This is a genomic window from Chryseomicrobium imtechense (assembly GCF_041475995.1).
Classification (GTDB): domain Bacteria; phylum Bacillota; class Bacilli; order Bacillales_A; family Planococcaceae; genus Chryseomicrobium; species Chryseomicrobium aureum.
Genome location: NZ_JBGOBM010000004.1, coordinates 99,823 through 125,907, shown reverse-complemented (window position 1 = coordinate 125,907; position 26,085 = coordinate 99,823). Strand labels below are relative to the sequence as shown.

Genomic DNA, 26,085 nt, shown 5'->3' with positions numbered 1-26,085 from the left:
TTCAAGTGATTGTGCTGTAAAATGTCCTTTATTAAAAGACATTTGTTTTTATCAAAAGAACAGAAAGGCGGAATGAGAAATGGCTTGGTCCGGATTATTGCAACAGTATAAAGAGTATTTACCTATTACAGAGGACACTCCACTTCTCACGCTACTTGAAGGAAACACACCTTTACTACATGCAGAGAACTTATCAAAAGAGCTTGGTATTGATCTTCATTTGAAGCTTGAAGGAGCAAACCCGACCGGCTCATTCAAAGACCGTGGCATGGTTATGGCTGTCGCAAAAGCCAAAGAACAAGGAAGTACAGCCGTCATCTGTGCATCTACGGGGAATACATCTGCTGCAGCTGCAGCTTATGCAGCACGCGCTGGTATGAAAGCAATCATCGTCATCCCTGAAGGTAAAGTGGCTGCTGGAAAGCTTGCACAGGCGTACATGTACGGTGCGGAAGTCATTCAAATTGAAGGAAATTTTGACCGTGCACTTGAGATGGTACGTGCCATCAGCGAGACATCTCCTGTAACGCTCGTGAACTCGGTAAACCCTTATCGCATCGAAGGACAAAAAACAGCGAGCTTTGAAATTGTCGATGCTCTAGGTAAAGCACCAGACGTCCTTGCCATTCCAGTCGGTAATGCCGGGAATATCACAGCGTACTGGAAAGGATTCTTGGAATATAACGAGCGCCATAACTCAGGTCTTCCCAAAATCTTTGGATTTGAAGCAGAAGGCGCCGCTGCCATTGTCAAAGGGCATCCAATCGAATTTCCAGAAACAGTGGCTACGGCCATTCGCATTGGAAATCCGGCTTCGTGGCAAACCGCTGTCGATGCACGCGACCAATCTGGCGGAGCCATCGAATCAGTAACTGATGATGAACTACTCGCTGCCTATCAGCTCCTTGCATCTAGAGAAGGCGTTTTTGTTGAACCCGCTTCGAGCGCTTCTGTTGCTGGTGTGATTCGAGCAGTTCAACAAGGACAAATTGCTCCAGGGACTACAGTCGTCGCTGTGTTGACTGGGAACGGTTTAAAAGATCCACAAACAGCGATGGACTGCAAAGTGATTCGTCCCCGTCAACTCGATTCGACAGCACCAGCTCTTCAACACTATCTGGAGGAGGTGTTATCCCCATGACAGTAGTGCTCAAAATCCCGGCAAGCACGGCGAATGTAGGACCGGGTTTTGATTCTGTTGGAGTTGCTTTACCCTTCTATTTAACTGTTGAAGCATCTCTTCATGAATCTTGGGAAATCCATCATGAAGGTCCTCACCTTCCAGCGGTCGAGGATGTGCAGACTCATCTAATTATGCAGACAGCAAAAGAACTTGCGCGACTTCACGGAAAAGTACTCCGACCACTTCGCCTGTATGTCACTAGTGAAATCCCTCTTGCACGAGGGCTTGGAAGTAGTGCAGCCGCTATAGTAGCTGCTTGCTTACTAGCCAATCACTTTGCCGAATTGGCATTGGAAAAGGACGCGCTTTTGGAGTTTGCTTCTTCGTGCGAAGGACATCCAGATAATGTCGCCGCAGCTCTTTACGGAGGGTGTATCGTGAGTTATCAATCTTCTGACCAAGTACTATATTCACGTTTTGAACTACCTTCTTTCCAGTGGCTAGTAGCGATTCCGCCTACAGAACTAAAAACAGAGAAAGCGCGACAAGTGTTACCAACAAGCTACACGCGTGAACAAGCCGTCGCTAGCAGTGCGGCTGCCAATATGTTAGTCGCTGGACTTGCAACAGGTAATGCGGAATTGGTTGGAAAAATGATGGGGAGCGATCAGTTCCATGAACCTTACCGAATGTCGCTGATTCCTTCTTCTCAGGAGTATAAATCCATTGTGAATGGCTTAGGCGCTTATGGAACCGCGATTAGTGGAGCAGGTCCGACTTTGATTTCAGTGATTCCTCCATCGTTCGATGTCACGTCTATTCAGAAGAAGTTTCCGCATTTCACACTTCATAAGGTATCCACTGCTTTGCGTGGTGCAGAGCTTGTGACACAAAAAATCAGCATGTTCTCCTGAGTAGCTCTTGAGAACATGCTGGTTTTGTTTTAACTCTGTTAATCTATTCTATTCGAAGTGTTAGATGAGATTTTGGTAGAGTGTATAACCTAACTAAATTTAGAAAAACTAGCAATTTCAATCGACAAGAGGAGGTAGTGAGTTCCTGGGGAATCAGAGTATGGCGAAGACCCCGCAGTGGAGGCGAGAAGTGCAAGCTTCTCGTATGCCAAGAGGAGGCTTCGGTATGCTCCCCCTGGAACTCGCTGCCGTATCGCCAGAGATTGATTACAATTTCTGACCAGTCGGCTTCACATCTAAAACCTAAACAGAAAACAATACCAAACTAGCCGCCATAACCATCATCCCCGCAACAACTCCGTAAATCGACGAATGTGTCTCATCAAACTCTTTCGCAGCAGGTAATAGCTGATCAAGTGAAATAAATACCATGATTCCCGCCACCCCAGCGAAGACAATTCCGAACATTAAGTCCGATAAAAATGGCATTAAAATCAAGAATGCGACGACCGCACCCACTGGCTCGGCAAGACCTGATAAAAATGACAGCTTGAACGCACGTCGGCGACTCCCTGTTGCATAATAAATCGGGACAGCTACAGCAATCCCTTCCGGTATATTGTGAATCGCGACCGCAATCGCAATTGCGATTCCGAGATTCGGGTCAGCAAGTGCCGACATAAATGTAGCAATACCCTCTGGGAAATTGTGAATCCCAATAGCCAGTGCAGTGAACATCCCCATTTTCATAAGGCGCGCATGTTCTGCTGCAGTTGGCCCTTTATCCATCGCCTCAACAGATTTTACTTCGTGCGGGTTTCCTAATGAAGGTAGCAAACGGTCAATCAACCCGATAAATAGCATCCCACCGAAAAATCCGACAAGTGTCATCCAGTAACCATTTGTAGCCCCAAGCTCCGCCACTAGCGCGTCTTTTGCTTTGAAGAAAATTTCGACAAGTGCTACAAAAATCATAACGCCTGCTGAAAATCCTAATGCCATTGATAAAAACTTTTTGTTCGTTCGTGAAGTAAATAATGCGATTAAACTTCCTATCCCGGTTGCTAGACCGGCCAAAACTGTTAAACCAAGTGCAAAGAGAACATTCCCATCCATAAAAATCATCCTACTTTATCTAGTTTTTTCTAGTATACGCGAAATGTTTCCTTTGTGCAACTTTTTTTAACGCACGAAATTTAATCGCCACTATTTCTCAAATACTGATCAATATGATTCCATACACGTTCCAATTCCGGACGAATTTTTGGGTTGTAGAAAACAGCGGCAGGATGGTAGGTCGGCATGATTGTGTAACTCTCTTGTGTCCATTCAAACTCATTTGATTCTAATGAGTGTAAACGCCGCACTGGATGATGAATCAGTTGCCCTTTCCAGTCATTCACTTTATAGGAAGGTCCGAGTAATCGTTGTAAACCTACATTGCCTAGTGTAACGATAAGACGAGGGTCCAGCTGTAGGATTTCATAATCTAGAACAGGGGCATGTGCGAGAATCTCAAGCTTAGTAGGAGGACGATTGTACTTTTTTTGAATATGTTCACCAGTCGGCAGTTTCTTTTCTCTCCATTTATAAGGTCGGCTCCTTACGGGGCTCGTCATATAGACATCTTCTCTAGACAATCCAATTTGTTCAAGAGACTTATCAAGCTCTTTCCCCGCACGTCCCACAAACGGTTTCCCTTCGATTGCTTCGTATTCACCAGGAGCTTCTCCTATTAAGAGAAGTGTTGGCGATTCGGGTCCACCCCCTCTAACAAATCCTTCTACAGGGAAACCTTCTATACGCTTCTTCGCGAGTTCCACTAATGACTCTGGAATTTGAAAATGCATCTTAGTGCCTCCGTTTTTTGAATTGACGTTCTCTCCGTTCGTACCACCACATGACAACTGCAAACCAAAAATAACCGAATGCCCACCCCGCAACAACATCTGATCCAAAATGATGGATGTTCGCTACACGAGATAAACCTATAAGAATCGTAAGAAGGGTAGCTGCTGACCAAATGATTGTTTGTTTTTTGCGGTCATACATATATTCAGTCAGGAAGTACGCAATCGTAAATAAATAAATCAACCCAATCATTGAATGACCGGATGGAAAACTAAAAGACAAAAGTTGCCCTTCAAGCTCCGGTCGTTCTCGCTCTATCAAGGTTTTGAGCAGTCGATTCATCACGCTTCCACCACCAACAGCTAGAAGGACAAACATCATGCCTCGAAAATTTTGCTTGAAAAACCATAAATAGACCACCAGTACAATTGAAACGATCAATACGACGGGTGGGTCTGCAACGACACTAAAGATTCCGATAAGCCTATTTCCTTCAAAGTTCGTCTGAAAGAATTGATCCGTCCATAATTGGTCTTTTTCTATATAAAAGTAAAGCAAAACAAAGAATAGAATCAAGGCAGGTAGAGCGAGTATGTATTTCCATTGCTTCATTGTAAATCCCCCTTATTCTTTTCTATTATCATACCCTCTCATGTAGTCTCATTAAACGCAAAAGCCCCTATGCTCAGGCTGAGCATAGGGGACTTGATTAATTTTGTTTATAATAGAGTCCGTGTTGACTTTCAAGTAAATAGTCTGGTTTCGGATTCCCTTCTTTTAGTTTGGCTTTATGGCCAGCAATATGTTCAGGGCTCTTCTCCCAATTTTTCCAAGCCTCTTCACTTTCCCATTTGATTAAAATCATGACTTCTTCATCGCCACGCCGAACCTTTTTGACTAATACATCTTTAGCTAGAAAACCTGGCATGTCCTCAATTTTCCCACGTTTCGTGAAACGCTCAACTACTTCTGAACTTGTGCCTTCTTTGACAGTCAACTGACGCACTTGATAGAACATTTTTACATCCCCTTCTTCATGTCAGCAATCATCGTACGCATAGACTCTAAGCCGCCGCCTGCCAAATACCAAGCCGATGGGTCTACATAGATGATGTTGCCATTTTGATACGCATTCGTTTTCTGTACAAGCTCATTTTCAAAGTCAGCATTGCCTGCATCTCCTGAAGCGATTGCTTGGCTACGATCTAAAACAAATAAGATGTCTGGGTTTGTTTCTGCGATATACTCATACGACACCCCTTGGCCATGTGTGGAAACTTCTAAATTTTCATCTGCCGCCTCGTACCCAAAGACGTCATGGACGATTCCAAAACGCGACCCAGGTCCATATGCGCTCACTTTTCCTTCATTGATTAAGACAAACAAAGCTTTTCCTTCCAACGCTTCTACTTCAGACACAATTGTATCAATTTCCGCTTTTACCGCTTCTAGTTCTGCTGCCATCTCTTGCTCTTTTCCGAACATCTCACCTAATAGAGTCATGTTCGTTTCAAATGAAGTCATGTATTCCGTCGCATCTAATCCCATATATACAGTTGGAGCAATTTCCGTGAATTCCGGATACAACTCTGCTTGACGCCCTGAAATAATGATTAGATCCGGTTGCATAGCATGAATCGTTTCAAAGTCTGGCTCTTTTAATGACCCCACATTCGTATACTCATCGCCAGCGTACTGTTCTAAATAAGGAGGAATGGCTGCTTGCGGAACTCCTGCAACTTTCACTCCAAGTGTATCTAGTGCATCTAAAACACCAAAGTCAAATACAACAACATTCTCAGGTTGTTTCTCTAAAATCGTTTCACCTAATTCATGTGTAATTGTCATGGGGAAGTTTCCTGTTTCTTCAGTTGTGGCAGACGTTTCTGTTGCCTCTGCTTCGTTTGCTCCATCTTCCGTTTCTCCACAAGCTGCTAAAACACTAAGTAAAAGTACTGCAAGTAATGCTAGTATCCATTTTTTCATGATTGTTCTCTCCTTTAGTTTGAATTGAAATACACACAGATCCGGCAGTTGTTCATTTGCTGAATCGGAATGTCCATATCATAAATCTCTTTTAACGCGGCAGATTCGATAATGTCCTCGGTTTTGCCTTCTCGAACCACTGCTCCTTCTTTCATTGCAACGATGTAATATGAGTAGACAGAGGCGAAGTTAATATCATGCAATACGATTACGACCGTCTTGCCTAAATCATCTACCAATTGACGTAGTATTTTCATTATTTGAACCGAATGTTTCATATCTAAGTTGTTCAATGGCTCATCAAGTAAGACATATTCTGTATCTTGTGCGATGACCATGGCGATGAATGCACGTTGCCGTTGCCCACCTGAAAGTTCGTCTAAATAGTCTTGCTGCAAGTCTTTTAATCCCATGTAGGAAATTGCCTGATCAACAAATTGTTCATCCGCTTGCGTCAATCGACCTTTCGAGTAAGGAAATCGGCCGAATCCAACTAGTTCACGGACCGTCAATCTCACATTCATATAATTGGATTGCTTCAAGATTGAAACTTTCTTCGCAAAGTCATTGGATTTCATTTTTCGCGCTGACGTTGCATCAACAACCACTTCCCCAGAATCGGCGTCAATCAATTTACTCACCATCGAAAGTAGAGTGGATTTTCCCGCCCCATTTGGCCCAATGAAGGACGTGATTTTTCCTTTTTGAATGGTGGTCGATACTTCTTTGACCACATGTTTTTTGCCGTAAAATTTCGTCAGGCCTTTTACTTGGATCATTTCGATCGACTCTCCTTTAGAAGTAAATAAATAAAGTAAATACCACCAATAAAGTTGATGATGACACTTAGCGTTGTAGAGAAGCCAAATACTCTTTCCACTATAAACTGACCGCCTATTAGTGCGACAAAGCTCATCAAAATAGCAGACGTTATGATTACGTTATGTTTATACGACTTCATAAACTGATACGAGAGATTTGCTACAATCAGGCCAAAAAATGTGATTGGACCAACAAGGGCTGTTGAAATAGCGATCAACACGGCGGACACGATTAACATCTTGCGAACGATTTTATCGTACGGTACACCAAGGTTGACTGCCGTATCTCGCCCTAAACTCACGACATCGAGGTAATTGTGGGAACGTGCACTCCAAAGAATTAGGATGCCTGTTAGAATCAGTGCGACCCAGACGAGATCAGTTCCTACATTGTTAAAACTCGCAAACATACGGTCTTGGATACGTAAAAATTCATTGGGGTCGATGAGCACTTGCATAAATGTAGAGATGCTCGAGAAAAATGTACCGATCACGATTCCGACTAAAAGTAAAAAGTAAATCGGTTGATTGCCTTTTTTGAATAAAACTTGATAGAGCAGTAACGCGAAAACAATCATTACAGCTGTCGACAAGAAAAAGTTTACTTGTTTGTTGACGAGTGCAATATGGGTGCTACCAAGCATGAAAATTAATACGGTCTGTAGCAACTGATAAAGCGAGTCCAAACCCATAATACTTGGTGTCAAAATCTTGTTGTGGGTGATGGTCTGGAAAACGACTGTTGCGTAAGCAATTGATGCACCTGTAATAAGCATTGCTAGCACTTTGATTGCACGCCTTGGAAGCGCATAATCAAAGCTTCCGTTTAAATCGTAGAGTAGATAGAGTCCTATAAACAGAACACTCAAAGTAGCCATAACCAGTAGTTTCGTTTGATTACGCATGTTTTCTCCCCCTCCATAGCAGATAGAGGAAGATACCGCTTCCTAGTACACCGACCATTAAACTGATCGAAATCTCATAGGGATAAATGATGACGCGTCCTAAAATATCTGCGAACAACAGAAAACTCGCACCTAGTAAAGCTGTAAGAGGTAAAGTCTTCCGCAAATGATCTCCGTTAAACAGGGAGACGATATTCGGAATAATAAGTCCTAAGAACGGAATCATCCCGACCGTTAAAACCACAGTTGCTGTAATCAGTGCAACAAGGACAAGTCCTAGGTTCACTACTCGTTTATAAGACAAGCCTAAGTTTTTGGAGAAGTCCTCCCCCATCCCGGCAACCGTGAACTTATTGGCATACAAATACGCGAGGATGAGGACAGGAATGCTTATGTATAAAAGTTCATATCTCCCTTTCATCATGAGAGAGAAATCTCCCTGAAGCCATGCCGACATATTTTGAATGACATCTGCCCGATAGGCAAAAAAAGTCGTGACAGACGATAGGATATTGCCGAACATCATCCCGATGAGTGGAATGAAAATCGCGTCTTTGAACTTGATTCGGTCGAGGATTTGCATAAATAAAAATGTACCTGCTAGCGCAAATAGAAATGCGACCAGCATTTTCTCAACCATTGAAGCGTTCGCAAACAACAGCATCGATACAAGAATTCCTAGGCGCGTAGCATCGAGTGTCCCTGCTGTAGTTGGTGATACAAATTTATTGCGACTCAACTGCTGCATAATCAATCCCGCAATACTCATCCCAGCACCTGCTAGTAAAATGGCAACGAGTCGCGGAACTCGACTGATCAAGAAGATTTGTGTCTCTTCGGATTGAATATCCAGTAAATCGACTGGGGTGACTCTACTCACGCCAATGAACAGCGAAAGAATCGCTAATCCAAAGGTCAGGAGTACCATGTAACGTAATTTCAACATGCGACTTCTCCATCTTCATTCTCATTTGCACCTTTTGATAATCATTATCAATTATACGTCACTAGTATAGCATTAAAGTAAATCAAGAAGTCAAGATAAAAATGAAAATCATTCTCATTTAATTTTTTATCGACATTTCAAGTTGTTTCGCTATACTAAATAGTAGACCTTGAAAGGAGACTCCCATGCTACGTAAATTTTTCAGTTATTACCGGCCCCATCGCCGTCTATTTATCATCGATTTTTCCAGTGCAATTATCGTGGCAATCCTTGAACTCGCTTTTCCTGTAGCGGTGCAGTATTTTATCGATGACCTGCTTCCAAGTGGCAATTGGGACGTAATTGTCCAGACTGGAATTCTGTTACTACTCGTCTATATGCTGAGTACATTTTTGCAATATATCGTAAACTATTTAGGCCATAAATTAGGGATCAACATCGAAACTGATATGCGCCGTGAGTTGTTCAATCATGTGCAAAAACAATCGTTTCGTTTCTTTGATAACACAAAGACGGGCCATATCATGAGTCGCATCACAAATGACCTGTTTGATATCGGGGAGCTTGCTCACCACGGCCCAGAAGACATTTTTATTGCGGTCATGACATTGATAGGTGCGTTCTTCTTGATGTTCAACATCAATCCAGAACTTGCTGTCATTGCAATCGTCATGGTTCCCTTCTTATCGATTGTTGCTACATACGGAAATATTCAGATGAACAAAGCATGGAAGCGCATGTACGGAAAAATCGCAGACGTGAATGCGCGCGTTGAAGACAGCGTCTCTGGTGTTCGTGTTGTCCAATCGTTTACAAATGAACAATTCGAGATGGACCGTTTTCAGCAAGACAACAACCAGTTCCGACTAGCAAAACTTCGTGCTTACAAAGTTATGGCCCAAACGCACTCAAGTATCTTCATGATGACACGCTTGGTTACTTTGGTTGTATTAGTTGTAGGTGCTTGGTTCACACTATCGGACCAGATAACGTACGGGGAATTCGTCAGTTTTGTATTGTTTGTCAACGTTTTAATTAAGCCTGTAGATAAAATCACAGCGCTTCTTGAACTGTATCCAAAAGGGATGGCTGGATTTAAACGTTTCACTGAATTGATTGATCAAGATCCAGAAGTTCAAAACCTGCCGCACGCAAAACCCGCTCCTCTGTTAAAAGGGGATATCCAGTTCAACGATGTATCGTTCGGCTATGATTCTCATAAAAAAGTTTTAGAGTCCATCAACTTATCGATTCCTGCTGGACAAACCGTTGCTTTTGTAGGCCCATCAGGAGCTGGAAAAACGACGATTTGTTCCCTGATTCCACGTTTTTATGATGTGAACGAAGGAGAAATCTCAATTGACGGAATTCCAATTCAAGATATGACGACCGAATCGCTTCGCCATCAGATTGGCATTGTGCAACAAGATGTATTCTTGTTTACTGGAACAATCCGTGAAAACATTGCCTATGGAAATTTAGCTGCAAGTGATGAAGAGGTTATGGAAGCGGCGAAAAAAGCCCATTTGGAAGAGTTTGTTGCAGGTTTACCAGATGGTTATGAAACACAGATTGGTGAGCGAGGATTGAAGTTATCAGGTGGACAAAAACAACGTCTTGCGATTGCGCGGATGTTCTTGAAAAACCCACCAATTTTGATCTTGGATGAAGCGACTTCTGCACTTGATACAGCCACAGAGCAGATTATCCAAGCTGCTTTAACAGAGCTTGCAGAAAACCGGACGACGCTCATTATTGCACACCGTCTCGCAACAATTCGTGACGCTGATCGCGTTGTCGTCGTAACTGAGAATGGCATCGAGGAGCAAGGCACGTATGATGAGTTAGTTGCCCAAGGTGGCGTATTTGCGACGCTTCATAATAGTCAGTTCCGTGAAAGTAAGTTAGGGATTACGAAAGAATAGATAATTTAACAGAAAAAGCTGACTTGCCTGCGTTGGCGAGTCAGCTTTTTGTTAGGCTTGCATAAAACTTTCAAGGCGTGCTGCATCTTTTGCAGACAATTCTACGGTCATTAATGTGCCGTGTTCATCGTATTCCGTGTCGAGCACATTGCTGTGTGTATTCAAGTAATCGACAATTTCACCTTGATCAAACGGAATCAATAACGTCATTGTCGTGTAATCTTGGAACACGCGCGACTTAATTTGCTCAATCAGTTCAGAAATGCCCGCTCCTTCTTTTGCAGCAATCCAGAGCTGGTCATCTTTGTAGACCGGATACTCTCTTTCAGCACGGTCACTTTTATTAAATACGTAAAGTGTTGGGACAGCTTCTACGCCAATCTTATCAAGTGTTTCATTCGTAATATCCATCATATAGCGATACTCCGAGTTTGAAACATCTACCACATGCAGCAACAAATCTGCTTCTCTTGCTTCTTCTAATGTTGAACGGAATGCTTTGACTAAATGCGTCGGCAACTTACTGACAAATCCAACAGTATCTGTTAGCAAGAATTGCTTTTGGTCTTCTAGCTTCACTTGACGAACGGAAGTTTCGAGTGTCGCAAACAACATGTCTTGTTCAAACACTTGCTTTTCATCTTTCCCCGCCTGTTGCATGATTTGATTCATAATCGTTGATTTCCCTGCATTTGTATACCCAACTAGCGAAACAACCGGTAGGCCTTCTTTTTGACGTCGCTTGCGTTGCGTGTCACGTTGACTTTTCACTGTTTCGAGTTCACGTTTAATACGAGAAATTTGCTGTTCGATTTTTCGGCGATCCAGCTCAAGTTTCGTTTCACCGGCTCCACGGTTTTTAAAGCCCCCACCTGTGCCTCCACCTTGTCGAGAGAGTGATGCGCGTAATCCGACCAAGCGCGGCAACATGTACTGAAGTTGCGCCAGTTCCACTTGGAGTTTTGCTTCACGTGTTTTTGCACGACGCGAGAATATTGCCAGGATCAACATTGTTCGGTCCATCACTTCACACTCAAGCGCTGCTTCTAAGTTGCGAATTTGAGAAGGTGATAATTCATCATTGAAAATGACCAGGTCCGCGTCTGTTGCTTCAAATAGCATCTTGATTTCTTCTACTTTACCTGTTCCCACATAGGTTCCTGCGTTGATGCGCTCAAGATTTTGAGTGACTTCTCCAGCTTTTTCAATATCTATTGCTGAAGCTAAATTTTCGAGTTCTTCCATTTCATACTCAAAGTGAAGGTCTTTTTGACGTTCGACTCCGACCAAAATGGCACGTTCTTGTTGTTGTTCCATACTAGACCCTCCTATGGCAAGAGCGTATACTGACCGCCCTCTATCTCTATCGTATTGTCCTTGCCTGTGCCGGTAATGTCAACTTCGACGAGACGGTGAGGACCCTTAGTCTCAATGAATTCGATTGTTGTGTTCTCCAAGTGCAATTTGTTTTCATCACTCTGCACCCCAAGTAAGTGTGCCCATTTTTTTGCAGTTTCAATCGGGTGGGGTGTCCCCATAACAAGTCGTTTCACTTTTAACTCCTCAACATTCGGTGGCAACTGTTTGAGCGCTTCCAAATCCGCGTATTTATCTTGTTGCGACTGTTCCCATTCAATGAAAAACGGCAAGGGTAATTCGTTTGATGGCTCTTCTTTCACAAAAAGCATCTTCCAGCGTAGTACGGTCCCGTCTGGAGTTGTTCGAGAGGCATCGAGTACGTCAGTTGTTGCAACGCCCATGTCAGCAAAGCGCCTGTGAACCTCTTCAATGGAATCGGGACGTAAGCAGATAGTACCAAGCCCTGGTCCACTCTCTCTGTCATACAGGAAAAGCTTCGTTAATGGATGGTCTGCTTCTTTCGCAACAGAATGGTCGACTAAACTCAACCATTCAATGTAGCTTGACGCTAAAAATGCCAATGTATTCGCAGTGCCCCATTGTGTATGAACACCACCTAAAACGCCATAAATCCCTGCATAATTCGATGTTTCAACAAGTTCTTCGGGTGTTCCTGATACAAAATGAACGATATGATCTAGTTGCATAGTAGTCTCCTGTCTAACGCTGTCTATTTCCCGGGAAATAACGACTTACTTTGTCACCTTTTGTTGGCCGAGTTCACGCAGCATGTATTTTTGTATTTTACCAGAAGCAGTCATCGGATACCCTTCTGTAAACTCGATATAGCGCGGGATTTTGTGATGGGCAATAGCTCCTTTCGCAAATTCCCGAATTTCATCTTCAGTGACCGAATGACCCTCTTTTAAAATAATCCAAGCCATCAGTTCTTCCCCATACTTCGCATCGGGAATTCCGACAACTTGTACATCTTGAATACTAGGATGTTGATAGAAAAACTCTTCAATTTCTTTTGGATAGATGTTTTCTCCACCACGAATGACCATATCTTTAATACGACCTGTAATATCGATATAGCCGTCTTCATCCATCACCGCGATATCCCCGGTATGTAGCCATCCGTGATGGTCGATAGCACGTTTTGTGGCTTCCTCATTTTTGTAGTAGCCCTTCATGACGAGATACCCGCGCGTACAAAGTTCTCCTGGAACTCCTGCCGGTGATTCTTCCCCTGTCACAGGGTCAATGATTTTCACTTCTACACCAGGATGCGCGCGACCAACAGAACTTACACGTTTTTCAATCGCATCGTCCGTCTTTGTCTGTGTAATAACAGGTGAAGATTCCGTTTGACCATATGCAATCGTAATTTCGCTGGCTCCCATATCGTGGATCACTTTTTTCATGACTTCCATCGGGCAGATTGAACCTGCCATGATACCTGTACGAAGGGAAGATAAGTCAAACGAAGCAAACTCTGGCTCGTTCAATTCTGCAATAAACATTGTTGGAACCCCATAAAGACCTGTACATTTTTCGTCTTGGACTGCTTGCAGGACTTTTTTCGGATGGAATTGTTCCAAAATGACCATGGTTGTGCCATGAATCACGCTTGATAACGTCCCCATCACGCAACCAAAGCAATGGAAGAACGGGACCGGAATACAAAGACGATCTTTCTCAGTTAGGTGAATGTAGTCCCCTACCAGTTGAGCATTGTTCACAATATTGCGATGAGTGAGCATGACTCCTTTTGGAAAGCCTGTAGTTCCAGAAGTATACTGCATATTGATGACGTCTTCATTTGATAAAGAACTAAATCGTTCATCGAGTTGCTCTTTTGTCACTTGATCCGCAAGTCCTTCTAGTTCTGACCATGTCATCATCCCCTGACGTTGTTCATCTGAAAACGTGATGATGCGGGAAAGATGTGGAACTTGCTCACGCGCTACCTTGTGAAGGATATCGATATACGATGTCCCTTTGAATTCATCTGCCAACAGTAACGTAGTGCTATCGGATTGCTTCAGCAAATACTCAAGCTCTTGCTTTTGATAACTCGTGTTCACGGTGACTAACACTGCCCCCATCTTCGCTGTTGCAAACTGTGTGAGCAACCATTCGCGCTTGTTATCCGCCCAAATAGCCACATGTTCCCCTTTTTGAATGCCAAGCGCCATAAACGCGCGTGCTAATCGGTCCGTCTCTTCATCAAACTCTTTATAAGTCTTACGGATTCCATGTTCAGGATAGACATACGCTTCCTGTTCTGGAAATTCTAAAGCCGTTTTTCGTAAAACTTCCCCAATCGTCAATTCATTTAACAAAACAATCACCCCTTTGTCGTGTTGTCTCTTCCATATTATCACAAAATTCTGACGGAATTCCTGTTGAGTTTGGAGTGTGCTATGATGAATTGTAGAAAATGCATGAACGGAGGTGTTCGCAGTGGAATTTCAAGAGTTAGTAGACGAAATCGTCACACGAATGCGCGGACAACAATTACGAAGTGGTGTCATCAGTCAGCCACGTTTAAAAACTGAAACTGCTGGCAAAATCAAACTAAAACCTGTGGAAATCAAAGGCGTGTATCATATCCAGTTCGAATCGCATTTTGAGCAGACATTGCGTCATAAAAACTATCCTTTAGAGGAAGTGGAAGAAGCTGTTGCTGCTTGCTTAGAGCAATACCGCCAACTTCAACTCGTATGGGCTGGCGAGACAGTTCACATCCAGCTCTCCAAAAAGAAAAAGGTAAGCATCAAGCGCACGGAAAATGACGAACAGGCCCCTACTGTACTTTCACATAACCGGAAGAAAAACTATGTATTAGATCCCGATACGATTCATCCGTTTCTGGTACATCTTGGTGTGCAAGCAAAAGATGGGAAAATCAAAAATCAAAAGCATGATAAGTTCAAGCAAATCAACCGGTTCGTCGAGTTCGTTGAAGACTCGCTTGCGTACTTACCAACGGACCGACCACTCAAAATACTTGATTTTGGTTCGGGGAAATCGTATTTGACGTTTGCCTTGTATCATTATTTACGAGAAATGAAAGGCTATGAAGTAGAGATTACAGGCCTCGATTTGAAGAAAGATGTGATTGCTCATTGTGAAAAACTTGCACGTGAACTGAACTATGACGGACTCCACTTCAAAGTTGGAGATATTGCCGATTACAATGATGCCCAACAAGTCGATATGGTCGTTACACTACATGCGTGCGATGTAGCAACAGACTTAGCACTGGGTCGCGCTGTAAAGTGGGGAGCTCGCGTCATTTTAAGCGTGCCTTGTTGCCAACATGAACTGTTTACACAACTCGAATCGCCTGCTCTATCTGTGATGACGCGTCACGGATTAATTAAAGAACGATTTGCCTCCCTCGCTACGGATTCAATTCGTGCGCAAGTGCTTGATTTAGTCGGTTATGATACGCAGCTGGTCGAGTTTGTGAATTTAGAAAATACACCAAAAAACATTTTACTACGCGCTTATTATACAGGGGCTACACCAAAGCCTGAGATGATTGTGGAAACGAAAGCATTTCTAGAATTTTTACAGGCAAAGCCGTATTTAGTGCGCGAACTGGATGATCAGTTGAAGGGAGTTCTAACGTGAGAGAGAACCAATACACGCTCCGCAAATTAATCAATGGGGCGATTTTAATTCCTGCTGTGTTTTTATCTTTACTCTTGAGTGCTTATTTTGATTTGTCTGTGATTGTGACAATTGGGTTGGCGATTGGGTTGACGGCGACGTTTGTTGTGATTGTGAACAAATGGCCAGCGCTTGATCGTCCGATTTCGAAGACTGCTTATACGGTTTGGAACGTGTTGATTATTTTTACGTTTGTTATCGTCTATTACTCGGTGCGGAGTTCTATGTAAGTTTTAGATGTGTAGAACGCCACTTCTTGTGGAGCCGAGTGTACTTTAAAAAGCCAGATTCATCTTTCGATGATTGCTTTTAAAATCAATTTAAGAACGAAAAGGACTGGGGCCGCTCGATATGAGCGGCCCCAGTGCGATTCTTCTTAGTTTGACCTTGCGCAATCGTCTGCAGCTGAATCTAACTAGTTGAAGTACTTCTTTGCCGGAAGGAGTTCCAATAATTCCATGACAGTTTCGGCTTCGCCTCTACAAATCATTCGAATGCACCACATCACTTATAAATAACGTAGTTACAGGCGAGCTGTGCTAACGCAAGGCTCGAATCAGCCATCTATAAAACATTGCTTAGGACTGCTGGCGAGTTCTAATTAAAAGGGACAACTTTTCAGTGGCAATAAATCCCGGAGGCCAGGTCGTCATTTCCCGGGCCATCGGAGTTTTCCCCTACACTCCACTCAACTTTAGTATCAATATATTTATGACAGGCACCCATCCCCTATAAAACATTGCTTAGGACTGCTGGCGAGTTCTAATTAAAAGGGATAACTTTTCAGTGGCAATAAATCCCGGAGGCCAGGTCGTCATTTCCCGGGCCATCGGAGTTTCCCCCTACACTCCACTCAACTTTTAGTTTCAATAAATTCGATGACAGGCACCCATCCTGAGCGCCCGTTCATCGGATGAATGTGTTATTTATTCTACCGAAACTGACTTTTCTTCTACACTAATGATGATTTATTCTACCGAAGTCATATTATGGAAACCAATACTCGAACAGCAGCCACAGAACTCAGCTCTCCCTAACTATAAAACAGCCCTCCCTAAACTAAATTTAGAGAAGAGCTGTTTCTAGTTAAATCATTTTTTGTGGCTGTACATAGTCATCAAACTGCTCTTCTGTTAACAATTCCAGATGAAGGGCTGCTTCTTTTAACGTCGTGCCGTTTTCATGTGCATGCTTTGCAATCTTCGCCGCATTCTCATAGCCAATATACGGATTCAATGCCGTTACTAGCATCAATGAATTTTCAACATGACGAGTGATCACGTCTCGATTCGGTTCAATTCCCACTGCACAGTTGTCATTGAAACTGTGGAGAGCGTCTGATAACAAGCGCACGGACTGCAAGAAATTGAAGATGATGACCGGTTTAAAGACATTCAATTGATAATTTCCTTGGCTCGCTGCGAATGAAATCGTCGAATCATTCCCCATCACCTGGGCTACAACCATTGTCAATGCTTCACTTTGCGTCGGGTTCACTTTCCCAGGCATGATCGAACTTCCCGGTTCGTTTGCTGGAATTGTCAACTCCCCGATCCCTGAACGGGGACCACTCGCTAATAAGCGCACATCGTTTGCAATTTTCATTGCGTCTGCTGCCAGACCTTTGATTGCACCATGAACCGCCACAACATCATCATACGATGTTAACGAATGGAACTTATTTGACGCAGATGTAAACTCACTGCCTACAAGCTTCGTGATTTCTTCAGCAACGCGTTCTCCGAATTCTTTTGGCGCATTGATTCCGGTTCCTACTGCTGTTCCACCGATTGCCAACTCACGCATAAACGGAAGAACCGCTTCTATCATATGCTTCGACTTCTCAAGCATCCGCACCCAGCCACTGAACTCTTGACCGAGTGACAATGGTGTCGCATCTTGCAAGTGTGTACGCCCGATCTTCACAATGTCCATATACGCGTTTGATTTTTCTTCTAGCGTCTTATGAAGTGCATCGATGGCCGGCAGAAGTTGTTGCTCGACGGCAAGAACGCCTGCAACGTGAAGTGCCGTTGGGAAGGTATCGTTTGAGCTTTGTGACTTGTTGACGTCATCGTTCGGATGCAAGCGTTCTTCTACTCCTGCTTCCTCTAACAACTGATTTCCACGATTCGCAATCACTTCGTTTACATTCATATTCGTTTGCGTGCCACTACCTGTTTGGAAAACGACGAGTGGAAAATGATCATCCCACTGCCCTGATCGAATTTCTTCAGCTGCCTGGACAATCGCATCTCGTTTTTCTTTTGAGAGGTTGCCAAGTGAAAAACTCACTTCTGCCGCAGCAGATTTGACAGCTGCTTGTGCATAAACGACTTCAAGTGGCATTAAGTCTGTACCGATTTTAAAATTTTGCTTACTGCGTTGTGTTTGGGCTCCCCACAATTTGTCTTGTGGAACTTGAATTTCACCCATTGAATCTTTTTCAATACGATATGCCATCCAAAACCCTCCTAAGTATTTATCGTTTCCATCATACCGTTCAACAAATTGTCAAACAATTAAAGTGACTTAAAAGTCGAATGATGCTACCGGTTGGAGTAAACTGTAAAAGACACATTGAAACTCAAGGAGGAACTTTCGTGAAAACATTAGCGACGTTTGTGACGCGCTTTTATAAATCCATTATTGCATTTTGGGTTATTCTATTGGTCGCCTCTGTGTACTTTGCGATTCAACTGCCAAGTACATTACAAGGGGACGGCTTCCGGACAGACGGCGAACACGAGGACGTCATGGAGACATTGACAGCGGAATTTGATATTCCAAACGAAACGATCCTCATGGTATTTGAAGGGTCCTCAGATGACGTCATCGAAGACGCGTTACGTCAAGTAGACGACTTAGGAGTAGCGGACACTATCGTCTCTCCCCTAGAGGATGAATCTCTTCGCGATGGTGACCTTTCTTACGCGCAGATTCATTTTGATGAAGATGTAGAAGACCTTCCTGCAATCGTCGATGACTTAAAAGACATTGCGAACCAAGAAGAGTCGGTCACGCTTACAGGTGGACCTGTCATCAATAAAGATATCAATACAGCGAGTCAACGTGACTTGGCAAGTGCAGAAGCGATTGGATTACCGATTGCAATTGTTGTTTTATTACTGGCATTTGGTAGCGTCATGGCCTCGTTTGTTCCACTGATCATCGGTGTGATGACAGTCGTGATTTCACTTGGTGTATTAGGTGTTATTGGGAACTCGTTAGACTTATCAATCTTTATCCTCAACATCATACCGATGCTTGGATTAGCGCTTAGTATCGACTTTGCTCTCCTCTTTATTAATCGATATAAAGAAGAGCGCCTGCATTCGTCGATTATCGATTCTGTTCAGACTGCCGTTCGCACGTCAGGACGTTCGATCATATTCTCTGCAATCTGTGTTTTCATCGGTCTAGGTGCGATGCTTGTGATGCGCGTCGATATCTTTATGAATATTGCACTTGGTGGGACACTTGTTGTTACACTGGCTGTTCTTTCTTCTTTAACATTATTACCAGCTTTATTGATGCTCATTGGAGACCGCATTAATAAATGGACGATTTTACGTGTACGCCCTGGTGGCAGCAATCGTTGGCAACAGTTTGCGGCGTTTGTCATGCGTCGCCCGGTTGCACTCATTGTAGTTGCATTCGTGTTGCTCGGTATTGCGATTGTTCCTGTGAAAGACATGAACCTCTCTATTCCACAAGTTGACTCGTTACCTGAGCAGTATGAGTCTCGTCAATCGTATGATTTACTCGATGAACGCTTTGGGTTTAGTGAAGAGTCTACAGTTTACCTACTAGCCGAACGGTCAGATGGCTGGGATTCTGAAGAGGCGCGTCAAGACATCTTTGACTTGCAAGAGTCTCTTCAAGAAGATGAAGCAGTAACGGATGTCGCTACGATATTCACAGCGACCGACATCCCATCACCAGAAGTATTGGAGCAACAACTGCAAGTTCCAGAAGCAGCCGCTGCACTTGAGCCAGCATTTGAAGGCTTCATTCAAGACGATTTATTATTTGTTCCAGTCACACTAGATTACGAAGGGTCTTCTAGCGAGGCGCAGCAATGGGTACGTGACTTTGGAGAGCGCGAGTTTGATTACTCTGTATCTATTGGAGGACAACCAAAGTTCAATCAAGAAATCTTTGATGAAATTTCAAGTAAGATCGGCTTACTGCTTGCGATTATTTTAGGGTCAACGTTCATTATTTTAATGATTGCTTTCCGTTCGATTTTAATTCCGTTGAAAGCGATCATCATGAACATCATTGGGCTGGCCGCTACATTCGGTATTCTCGTGTATATCTTCCAGTTTGGTCATTTTGGCTTGCCGGAAACCGAGATTGCACTGATTATTCCGGTCATTGTATTTAGTCTTGTGTTCGGATTAAGTATGGACTATGAAGTGTTCTTGATTTCACGTATCCAGGAAGAATACGTCAAAACGCAAAACAACACAGCGTCGACGATTACGGGACTCGTATCTACGAGTAAAATCATTACGTCCGCAGCACTCATCATGATTGTCATCACAGGTGCATTTGCCTTCACAGATGTCATGCCGGTCAAACAGATCGGAGTTGGAATTGCCATCGCTATTGCTATTGACGCGACCATTATCCGACTGCTGTTAGTACCGAGCTTGATGAAACTGTTTGGAAAGTGGAATTGGTGGTTGCCATTCCGCAAAGGTCCGTACAAAGCTGGCGGTCTTCACTAATCAAAATTCGCTCAGAAATGGGCGAATTTTTTCGCTTGACTATATACCCCTATGGGTATAAGATAGTCTGTAGAAGGCATCTTCAATTTTTTGTGCTATACTTTTCTGCAATGAAGAGTCTCGGGAGGGTAGAACCATGAACTATGATGCAAAGACCAAAAACCGTATCAAACGCATTGAAGGACAACTACGGGGCATACTTCGTATGATGGAAGAAGAACAGGATTGTAAAGATATTATCACCCAGTTATCTGCCTCTCGATCGGCTATTGACCGAACCATTGGCGTTATTGTCAGTGAGAACCTTGTAGCTTGTGTCCGAAAAGCAGAAGAGGACGGGGAACCGTCAGATGCCTATGTCAAAGAAGCAGTCGAACTTCTCGTTCGAAGTCGGTAACTGCAAAAAAACATATTAAAAGGAGCGTCAACTGATGAAAACAATCACACCACAAGAAGTTGAACAACAATTAAAAGAAGGTAAACAATTAAATTTAATCGATGTTCGTGAAGCAGATGAAGTTGCTGCAGGACACATTAAAGGAATTACACATATTCCACTAGGTGTTTTAGAATTCCGTATGAATGAACTTGATAAAAACAAAGAATACATCATGGTATGTCGTTCAGGCGGCCGTAGTGGTCAAGCAACGATGTTCTTAGATCAGCAAGGGTACAATGTGTCGAACATGACTGGCGGTATGTTAGAGTGGGACGGCGAAACAGAACACGGTAACTAAAAAAAGACCCCGCCGCGGGGTCTTTTTTACTCTTGTTTTTCGATTGTAACCGCTGTACTTTGGCCCGGATAGGACTCCGCTACTTGATTATGTGTAACGCGAACAGTGTCGCCTACTCGAATCATATCTCGCTGATCAATTGTCACGGTAAACCAAATGGCAGGTAGACCAGAATCAACTACCGCCTCTCCTGTCAGCCCCTCTAGTTCTTCATCCGTTCCCGACACGACCAACACGCGCTCATCTTCTAAAGCAATGACTTGCCCTGTAAATTCATTTGGTCCTTCTGTTATTTGTTGTGTTGGATTGTTTGCAAAAAAGGCAAAAACCGCAAACATGATCAGTCCAATGACAACAACGACGCCAACCACGATTCCAACAGCTACTTTTTTTCCATTCATCCCGTTCGCTCCTTAGTCTTTCCGTGTGATCCACTCTGTAATGATAACAAACGAGATGACTACGGCAATGACCAATGCTATAAACCAACTTGGCATACTCTCACCCTCTCTTCTTTCTAGTATAGGGGAAGAGACACCCATATGAAAAGGACCAGCATCCATCGCTGGCCCCAATAATTACGCTTTATCAGCTGGTGAATCTGAGCTTCCGAAATCTTCTACGTCTTCAAAGCTATTGTCCATATCTTCACGTTCCGCAGCAGCATCTAAAATCTTCTCTTCGATCGGGCGATGATCTTCTGGCGATTGATCCGCGTGATCAACACATGTCAAAGCAGTAGGTACGATTTCTAAGCGCTCGATAGGTATTTCTTTGCCGCAGACTGCACATGTCCCGTACGTCCCTTCATCCATTGCCTGTAAAGCTACATCAATGGACTCCAACTCTTCTTCCTCATGACGATCAAGTGCTTGCTGAGTATGTTGGTCTGTTAAATCCGTCGCATTGTCTGCAGGGTGATTATCGTAATTTGAAAGCTCTGTAGATTCTAGGTCTTCTTGAGTTTTCTCATGCTCTTCAAGCTCATGTTTGCGTTCGAGCAATTGTTTTTTTAACTTTTCATACTTCATAGTCCTCTTCCTCTCACTCATCAGTTATTAGAAAGAATACCCGAACAGCAATCGCCTAAAACAACTTAGTGCTCATAAATCATTTTTCGTGTCATACCACCATCGATTGTGAAATTTTCCGCAGTAATGAAATCATTGCGCTCATCTAGTAAAAACAAGCACATCCGTGCGATATCTGAAGGTTTTCCGACGCGCCCCGCCAAATGTTGTGCATGATCGACTTCCCGCAACTCTTCATAATCAGCTGTTGCAATCCACCCCGGCGAGATGCTATTCACTCGAATATGATAAGGACCTAATGTGCGTGCGAGTGCATGTGTCAGTGCTACAATACCACCTTTCGATGCGGCATAAGCTTCTGTATCTGGTTCAGACATAAATGCTCGAGTAGACGCCATGTTGATAATGACTCCACCTGACTCTTTCATTTCTTTAGCTACAAGTTGACTGCATAAGAACGTGGAGGTCAAATTGGTATTTAGTACTTCATGCCATTCATCTAAGGTGACATCGAAGAAATCTTTGAATTTACTAATCCCTGCATTGTTGATGAGACCATAAGGTGTTCCATGTTCTTTGAAAATAGTTGCGAATGTTGCCGTCACTGCTTTTGAATCTTGTAAATCTAAAGTGTAGGCTGTGCTAGTTTCAAGCTCTGCTGTCAGTGTTTGAAGTGCCTTTTCATCGTGGTCGAGTAAGATCGTTTTGTACCCCTCGGCATCTAGAAGCTGGGCAATCCCTTTTCCAATCCCATTTCCTGCGCCTGTCACTACTACTGTCTTCATCTGAACACTCCTCTCAATTCTTACGCATTGCGAACAAATATATTGTATAATAGAACTACATTGTAACCATAAAGGAAGGATTGTACTGACATGCCCATTCCATCAGATATGAGTAAGCCCGTACGTAAAACGGCGAAATTGCATGCCTATCATCAATTGCTAAACTGGATCATTGATGGTACTTTACAACCGGAAGAAAAATTAAATGATATTGAACTAGCTCAAGCATTGGGTGTTAGTCGTACACCCATTCGTGAATCACTTCAGCTTTTAGAGTCACAAGGGTTTGTCACGATGCAGCCAGGTCGTGCCACACAAGTGACACCGGTCCAAAAAGATGACATTAATCATTTATTACCACCTCTTGCCTCTCTTCAAGCATTAGCGACAGAATTAGCTGCACCTCATATGACAGATGAGATTATCGCAGAGCTTGAAGCGACGAATCAACAATTTGCAAATGCTTTGAAAGCTAAAAACTTTACAGAGGCTCTACGAATCGACGAACAGTTCCATCAACTAATTATTGATACGGCGAACAATCCGTATATTTCGCAAATCGTTGAGATGTTACAAGCGCATGTACGTCGTCTTTTCTACTCAGAGAAAATCATTTTACGTGAGTCTTCCATTGAGACACATGCGAAATTGATTGCTTTGTATAAAGCAAAACAAACTGAGGAACTTGCCTCACTTATGACAGACAACTGGCTTTATACACTCGAAGAATTATAAAGTGTAAGACGACATGACAAAAAAACAGTAGGTTCTCTGAGAATTCAATCAGAGGACCTACTGTTTTTTATTGTAATTATGCTGCTGTTCGTACTCGAGAAGATTTAGGCGCAGTGACAATCCCTGCTACCACTAAAATGATAAATGGTACGAGCCAACCGAGTCCGATTCCATAGAATGGCAAGATTGAATCATACACGTTCACGATTGATGCTAACCATGAAGGTGCTGCTTCTCCAAAGAAGCCTTTCAGGCCATCGATAATGCTAATCAAGAACGTGAATGCCGTAACTGATACAAACACCCAGCGTTGGTGACCGAATAGAGGCGCTGCAAAAGTTAACAAGATCAATGTGATGGCTAATGGGTAAAGCAATAATAATACTGGAATTGAATACGTGATGATTGATGACAAGCCAAAGTTCGCAAATACGGTTGTCATGATAATAAAGATCACTACAAATACTTTGTAACTGATTTTTGGAAACAATGTATTGAAGTATTCAGCTGTAGCTGTTGTCAAACCAATCGCTGTCGTTAAACAAGCTGCGATGATCACTACCGCTAAGACCGCTAACCCAACTGCTCCGAAATAATAATCAGCTGCCGTACTTAATACCGGCCCCCCATTATCAAATAAACCAAACTGTTCAGTTGTCGTTGCCCCTAAGTAGGCAACTCCTGCATAAATAAGACCTAGGAATAAAACTGCAATTCCGCCTGACTTTGCTGTCACTTTCAGTACACCTTTCGTCGAAGTAACACCTAATCGACGAATAGCTTGAATGACGATAATACCAAAAACAAGTGATGCTAAAGCATCCATTGTATTATACCCTTCAGTAAAACCTGTCATGAAAGCATTTGTTTCATAGCTACCATTTGGCCCTGTGAATGTTCCAATTGGATTGAACAAAGCCGCGGCAATTAATACAAATAGCCCTACAATAATGATAGGTGCTAGGTATTTCCCGACGCGATCAACGATTTTCGTAGGATTTAAAGATAAGAGTAAGGTGATTCCAAAGAACACGATTGTAAATACTAGTAATCCAGTAGAAGCAAACGATTCAGTTACAAACGGTAATACACCAATTTCATATGCTACGGCTCCCGTACGTGGTAAAGCAAAGAATGGTCCGATTGTTAAGTAAAGGGCAACAGTGAATACAATTCCATAAATCGGATGAACCTTACCTGCCAGGTCTTGTAAGCTTCGACTATTTGAAAAGCCCATTGCAAGTATTCCTAAAAATGGTAAACCAATTCCTGTAATTAAGAAACCAAGAACTGCAAAAAATAATGCCGTTCCTGCATTTTGACCAAGGCTAGCTGGGAAAATTAAGTTCCCTGCACCAAAAAAAAGTGCAAATAACATAACGCCAATGACTAATTGATTTGAGAAGGATAAACGTTCGTTCATCAAAATTACCCTCAACTTTCTATTGATATATCTCATATTCGCTCAAGTTTCGATAATACTAGACAATTTGCGAAAAAGCAACCATTTTCAGTCTTTTCATACTTTTCACCATAGCCTTGCAATTTTTTGCATACTTAAAAGGAACCAGAATACTTCCAGTTCCTTTTACAAGTGGGATTTTATCGTTAAGTTGTCACTTGTCGGGTTGCTTGATACCAGTGAATGAACGTTTCAGCTAGTTCGTCTGGTCGTTCATACATGCTCATGTGTGCTGCTCCTCGAATCAAGCTCTCTGTAGCCTTTTTGGATTCTCCAATAAATGTTTTATAGGACGGAACAACTTCATCCGTTTCACCCGCTACAAGTAAGTGGGGAATATCCACTTCATTGATAACTTGCCTACGATCTTTACGATCTCTCATTGCTTTTAGAAAACGTCTTACTTGCTTCTCATCCGTAGCATATCCGATTTTTTTGGTCTCTTCTAAAATTTCAGGGTGACGTGTAGCAAACCCCTCATCAAATAGTTTGGGGATGAGACCGTCAATAAACGACTCTAACCCCTCTTTTTCAATTATCTGTAATCCTCTGTCTCGTCCTTCTTTCGCTTCATCTGAATCTGGGAATGCAGTGGAATGGATCAATACATAACTGTCGAGATCATAAGGGTATTTCTCTGCATAGGCTAATGTTAAATAGCCTCCCAGCGAATGACCGACAAGTGTCATTTTCTTAATACCAATACTCTCTTTCCACATTTTTAATAGTTCCACATAGTCTTCAAGGGAAGAATACTGTACAGTTTTCGATTCCCCGTGCCCCGGTAAGTCTAAATAATAGGCTTTCATATGATTTTTTAATGGGGCCTCCAGAGCACTCCAATACGACCGACTGCCACAAAAACCATGAATGAACACGACAGCTTCACCTGTCCCTACTTCTTTATACGCAATACCCGTGTCACGTTGAAACATGTATGAATCGCCTCCTAGATTTTCGTTTTCTATTTTTTGTATTCCCTATACGGGACAGTTCACACATTAAATTTTCTGAACTTTCTATTTCAAATGACCTATTCTGAGATAGTTGAGTATGGTAGGATAAAAGAAAAACTAGGCAGGTGA

The 26,085-nt window shown here is 42.9% G+C and carries 26 protein-coding genes; 9 read left to right on the top strand and 17 right to left on the bottom strand.

The window, feature by feature from the left end:
* Positions 1-79 precede the first annotated feature (79 nt).
* Both thrC and thrB read left to right on the top strand, forming a co-directional pair.
* Positions 80-1,141, top strand: a complete 1,062-nt coding sequence (thrC, locus tag AB5N96_RS05420; RefSeq protein ID WP_499704888.1) for a threonine synthase — start codon at positions 80-82, stop codon at positions 1,139-1,141.
* Complete coding sequence (gene thrB / locus AB5N96_RS05415) at positions 1,138-2,037, top strand: homoserine kinase (protein ID WP_204590598.1); 900 nt, start codon at positions 1,138-1,140, stop codon at positions 2,035-2,037. Before thrC ends, thrB begins: the two co-directional genes overlap by 4 nt.
* Before the next feature lie 303 nt (positions 2,038-2,340).
* On the opposite strand, the gene zupT is transcribed toward thrB, so the two are convergent.
* From zupT to AB5N96_RS05375, 8 genes are all read right to left on the bottom strand, one after another.
* Entirely contained in the window at positions 2,341-3,153 is an 813-nt protein-coding gene (gene zupT / locus AB5N96_RS05410) for a zinc transporter ZupT (RefSeq protein ID WP_392455770.1), read from the bottom strand.
* A gap of 80 nt (positions 3,154-3,233) precedes the next feature.
* Positions 3,234-3,887: a uracil-DNA glycosylase gene (locus AB5N96_RS05405; RefSeq protein WP_204590596.1), complete on the bottom strand. Its 654-nt coding sequence runs from the start codon at positions 3,885-3,887 to the stop codon at positions 3,234-3,236.
* A gap of 1 nt (position 3,888) precedes the next feature.
* Positions 3,889-4,500: a phosphatase PAP2 family protein gene (locus AB5N96_RS05400; protein WP_204590595.1), complete on the bottom strand. Its 612-nt coding sequence runs from the start codon at positions 4,498-4,500 to the stop codon at positions 3,889-3,891.
* Between the two features lie 97 nt (positions 4,501-4,597).
* A complete protein-coding gene (locus AB5N96_RS05395; RefSeq protein ID WP_204590594.1) occupies positions 4,598-4,906 on the bottom strand; it encodes an antibiotic biosynthesis monooxygenase family protein in 309 nt (102 codons plus the stop codon).
* Between the two features lie 2 nt (positions 4,907-4,908).
* Positions 4,909-5,874, bottom strand: a complete 966-nt coding sequence (locus AB5N96_RS05390) for a siderophore ABC transporter substrate-binding protein (RefSeq protein ID WP_499704887.1) — start codon at positions 5,872-5,874, stop codon at positions 4,909-4,911.
* 14 nt (positions 5,875-5,888) lie between these two features.
* Positions 5,889-6,653 (bottom strand): iron ABC transporter ATP-binding protein, encoded by a 765-nt coding sequence (locus AB5N96_RS05385; protein WP_499704886.1) that lies wholly within the window; start codon positions 6,651-6,653, stop codon positions 5,889-5,891.
* Positions 6,650-7,600: an iron chelate uptake ABC transporter family permease subunit gene (locus AB5N96_RS05380; protein ID WP_499704885.1), complete on the bottom strand. Its 951-nt coding sequence runs from the start codon at positions 7,598-7,600 to the stop codon at positions 6,650-6,652. Before AB5N96_RS05380 ends, AB5N96_RS05385 begins: the two co-directional genes overlap by 4 nt.
* Entirely contained in the window at positions 7,593-8,546 is a 954-nt protein-coding gene (locus AB5N96_RS05375; protein WP_392455761.1) for an ABC transporter permease, read from the bottom strand. Before AB5N96_RS05375 ends, AB5N96_RS05380 begins: the two co-directional genes overlap by 8 nt.
* Before the next feature lie 185 nt (positions 8,547-8,731).
* Between AB5N96_RS05375 and AB5N96_RS05370 the strand changes: the two genes are divergently transcribed.
* On the top strand, positions 8,732-10,471 hold the full coding sequence (locus AB5N96_RS05370; protein WP_204590590.1) for an ABC transporter ATP-binding protein: 1,740 nt from the start codon (positions 8,732-8,734) through the stop codon (positions 10,469-10,471).
* Positions 10,472-10,522: 51 nt separating this feature from the next.
* Here the strand turns inward: AB5N96_RS05370 and hflX are convergent, their stop codons facing one another.
* From hflX to AB5N96_RS05355, 3 genes are read right to left on the bottom strand one after another with little or no spacing between them, the layout of a single operon-like run.
* Positions 10,523-11,788 (bottom strand): GTPase HflX, encoded by a 1,266-nt coding sequence (hflX, locus tag AB5N96_RS05365; RefSeq protein ID WP_204592021.1) that lies wholly within the window; start codon positions 11,786-11,788, stop codon positions 10,523-10,525.
* Positions 11,789-11,799: 11 nt separating this feature from the next.
* Positions 11,800-12,537, bottom strand: a complete 738-nt coding sequence (locus AB5N96_RS05360; RefSeq protein WP_499704884.1) for a VOC family protein — start codon at positions 12,535-12,537, stop codon at positions 11,800-11,802.
* A 45-nt stretch (positions 12,538-12,582) separates the two neighbouring features.
* Entirely contained in the window at positions 12,583-14,178 is a 1,596-nt protein-coding gene (locus AB5N96_RS05355) for an AMP-binding protein (protein WP_499704883.1), read from the bottom strand.
* A gap of 121 nt (positions 14,179-14,299) precedes the next feature.
* Between AB5N96_RS05355 and AB5N96_RS05350 the strand changes: the two genes are divergently transcribed.
* Together AB5N96_RS05350 and AB5N96_RS05345 are read left to right on the top strand one after the other, a co-directional pair.
* Positions 14,300-15,475 (top strand): class I SAM-dependent methyltransferase, encoded by a 1,176-nt coding sequence (locus AB5N96_RS05350; RefSeq protein WP_499704882.1) that lies wholly within the window; start codon positions 14,300-14,302, stop codon positions 15,473-15,475.
* Positions 15,472-15,744, top strand: a complete 273-nt coding sequence (locus AB5N96_RS05345; RefSeq protein WP_204592014.1) for a hypothetical protein — start codon at positions 15,472-15,474, stop codon at positions 15,742-15,744. The genes AB5N96_RS05350 and AB5N96_RS05345 overlap by 4 nt, the downstream gene beginning before the upstream one ends.
* Positions 15,745-16,600: 856 nt before the next feature.
* Here AB5N96_RS05345 and fumC read toward each other — a convergent pair.
* Positions 16,601-17,977, bottom strand: coding sequence for a class II fumarate hydratase (gene fumC, locus AB5N96_RS05340; protein ID WP_499704881.1), 1,377 nt, complete (start codon positions 17,975-17,977; stop codon positions 16,601-16,603).
* 140 nt (positions 17,978-18,117) lie between these two features.
* On the opposite strand from fumC, the gene AB5N96_RS05335 reads away from it, so the two are divergent.
* The 3 genes from AB5N96_RS05335 (at position 18,118) to AB5N96_RS05325 (ending at position 20,987) form a co-directional block, all read left to right on the top strand.
* Positions 18,118-20,250 carry an MMPL family transporter gene (locus tag AB5N96_RS05335; RefSeq protein ID WP_499704880.1) on the top strand — a complete coding sequence of 711 codons (2,133 nt, stop codon included), beginning with the start codon at positions 18,118-18,120 and terminating at the stop codon, positions 20,248-20,250.
* A 136-nt stretch (positions 20,251-20,386) separates the two neighbouring features.
* The gene (locus tag AB5N96_RS05330; RefSeq protein ID WP_204590090.1) at positions 20,387-20,647 is read left to right on the top strand and encodes a metal-sensitive transcriptional regulator; all 261 of its coding nucleotides are present in this window, start codon (positions 20,387-20,389) and stop codon (positions 20,645-20,647) included.
* A 34-nt stretch (positions 20,648-20,681) separates the two neighbouring features.
* Positions 20,682-20,987 carry a rhodanese-like domain-containing protein gene (locus AB5N96_RS05325; RefSeq protein WP_204590091.1) on the top strand — a complete coding sequence of 102 codons (306 nt, stop codon included), beginning with the start codon at positions 20,682-20,684 and terminating at the stop codon, positions 20,985-20,987.
* A 26-nt stretch (positions 20,988-21,013) separates the two neighbouring features.
* Here the strand turns inward: AB5N96_RS05325 and AB5N96_RS05320 are convergent, their stop codons facing one another.
* The 3 genes from AB5N96_RS05320 to AB5N96_RS05310 all read right to left on the bottom strand — a co-directional run bounded on the left by AB5N96_RS05320 (position 21,014) and on the right by AB5N96_RS05310 (position 22,803).
* On the bottom strand, positions 21,014-21,388 hold the full coding sequence (locus AB5N96_RS05320; RefSeq protein ID WP_204590092.1) for a DUF3221 domain-containing protein: 375 nt from the start codon (positions 21,386-21,388) through the stop codon (positions 21,014-21,016).
* Between the two features lie 177 nt (positions 21,389-21,565).
* A complete protein-coding gene (locus tag AB5N96_RS05315; RefSeq protein WP_392455752.1) occupies positions 21,566-22,018 on the bottom strand; it encodes a TraR/DksA C4-type zinc finger protein in 453 nt (150 codons plus the stop codon).
* 65 nt (positions 22,019-22,083) lie between these two features.
* Complete coding sequence (locus AB5N96_RS05310) at positions 22,084-22,803, bottom strand: SDR family oxidoreductase (protein ID WP_499704879.1); 720 nt, start codon at positions 22,801-22,803, stop codon at positions 22,084-22,086.
* Positions 22,804-22,893: 90 nt separating this feature from the next.
* Between AB5N96_RS05310 and AB5N96_RS05305 the strand changes: the two genes are divergently transcribed.
* The gene (locus tag AB5N96_RS05305; protein ID WP_204590096.1) at positions 22,894-23,538 is read left to right on the top strand and encodes a GntR family transcriptional regulator; all 645 of its coding nucleotides are present in this window, start codon (positions 22,894-22,896) and stop codon (positions 23,536-23,538) included.
* 76 nt (positions 23,539-23,614) lie between these two features.
* On the opposite strand, the gene brnQ is transcribed toward AB5N96_RS05305, so the two are convergent.
* Together brnQ and AB5N96_RS05295 are read right to left on the bottom strand one after the other, a co-directional pair.
* Positions 23,615-24,961, bottom strand: a complete 1,347-nt coding sequence (brnQ, locus tag AB5N96_RS05300) for a branched-chain amino acid transport system II carrier protein (RefSeq protein WP_204590097.1) — start codon at positions 24,959-24,961, stop codon at positions 23,615-23,617.
* A gap of 185 nt (positions 24,962-25,146) precedes the next feature.
* Entirely contained in the window at positions 25,147-25,935 is a 789-nt protein-coding gene (locus tag AB5N96_RS05295) for an alpha/beta fold hydrolase (protein WP_204590098.1), read from the bottom strand.
* Positions 25,936-26,085 lie beyond the last annotated feature (150 nt).

Bases quoted from the DNA above. Each gene is read 5' to 3' on its own strand.
- thrC (WP_499704888.1), top strand. From the start codon at position 80: ATGGCTTGGTCCGGATTATTGCAACAGTATAAAGAGTATTTACCTATT.
- thrB (WP_204590598.1), top strand. From the start codon at position 1,138: ATGACAGTAGTGCTCAAAATCCCGGCAAGCACGGCGAATGTAGGACCG.
- zupT (WP_392455770.1), bottom strand. From the start codon at position 3,153: ATGGATGGGAATGTTCTCTTTGCACTTGGTTTAACAGTTTTGGCCGGT.
- AB5N96_RS05405 (WP_204590596.1), bottom strand. From the start codon at position 3,887: ATGCATTTTCAAATTCCAGAGTCATTAGTGGAACTCGCGAAGAAGCGT.
- AB5N96_RS05400 (WP_204590595.1), bottom strand. From the start codon at position 4,500: ATGAAGCAATGGAAATACATACTCGCTCTACCTGCCTTGATTCTATTC.
- AB5N96_RS05395 (WP_204590594.1), bottom strand. From the start codon at position 4,906: ATGTTCTATCAAGTGCGTCAGTTGACTGTCAAAGAAGGCACAAGTTCA.
- AB5N96_RS05390 (WP_499704887.1), bottom strand. From the start codon at position 5,874: ATGAAAAAATGGATACTAGCATTACTTGCAGTACTTTTACTTAGTGTT.
- AB5N96_RS05385 (WP_499704886.1), bottom strand. From the start codon at position 6,653: ATGATCCAAGTAAAAGGCCTGACGAAATTTTACGGCAAAAAACATGTG.
- AB5N96_RS05380 (WP_499704885.1), bottom strand. From the start codon at position 7,600: ATGCGTAATCAAACGAAACTACTGGTTATGGCTACTTTGAGTGTTCTG.
- AB5N96_RS05375 (WP_392455761.1), bottom strand. From the start codon at position 8,546: ATGTTGAAATTACGTTACATGGTACTCCTGACCTTTGGATTAGCGATT.
- AB5N96_RS05370 (WP_204590590.1), top strand. From the start codon at position 8,732: ATGCTACGTAAATTTTTCAGTTATTACCGGCCCCATCGCCGTCTATTT.
- hflX (WP_204592021.1), bottom strand. From the start codon at position 11,788: ATGGAACAACAACAAGAACGTGCCATTTTGGTCGGAGTCGAACGTCAA.
- AB5N96_RS05360 (WP_499704884.1), bottom strand. From the start codon at position 12,537: ATGCAACTAGATCATATCGTTCATTTTGTATCAGGAACACCCGAAGAA.
- fumC (WP_499704881.1), bottom strand. From the start codon at position 17,977: ATGGCATATCGTATTGAAAAAGATTCAATGGGTGAAATTCAAGTTCCA.
- AB5N96_RS05330 (WP_204590090.1), top strand. From the start codon at position 20,387: ATGAACTATGATGCAAAGACCAAAAACCGTATCAAACGCATTGAAGGA.
- AB5N96_RS05325 (WP_204590091.1), top strand. From the start codon at position 20,682: ATGAAAACAATCACACCACAAGAAGTTGAACAACAATTAAAAGAAGGT.
- AB5N96_RS05320 (WP_204590092.1), bottom strand. From the start codon at position 21,388: ATGAATGGAAAAAAAGTAGCTGTTGGAATCGTGGTTGGCGTCGTTGTT.
- AB5N96_RS05315 (WP_392455752.1), bottom strand. From the start codon at position 22,018: ATGAAGTATGAAAAGTTAAAAAAACAATTGCTCGAACGCAAACATGAG.
- AB5N96_RS05310 (WP_499704879.1), bottom strand. From the start codon at position 22,803: ATGAAGACAGTAGTAGTGACAGGCGCAGGAAATGGGATTGGAAAAGGG.
- AB5N96_RS05305 (WP_204590096.1), top strand. From the start codon at position 22,894: ATGCCCATTCCATCAGATATGAGTAAGCCCGTACGTAAAACGGCGAAA.
- brnQ (WP_204590097.1), bottom strand. From the start codon at position 24,961: ATGAACGAACGTTTATCCTTCTCAAATCAATTAGTCATTGGCGTTATG.
- AB5N96_RS05295 (WP_204590098.1), bottom strand. From the start codon at position 25,935: ATGTTTCAACGTGACACGGGTATTGCGTATAAAGAAGTAGGGACAGGT.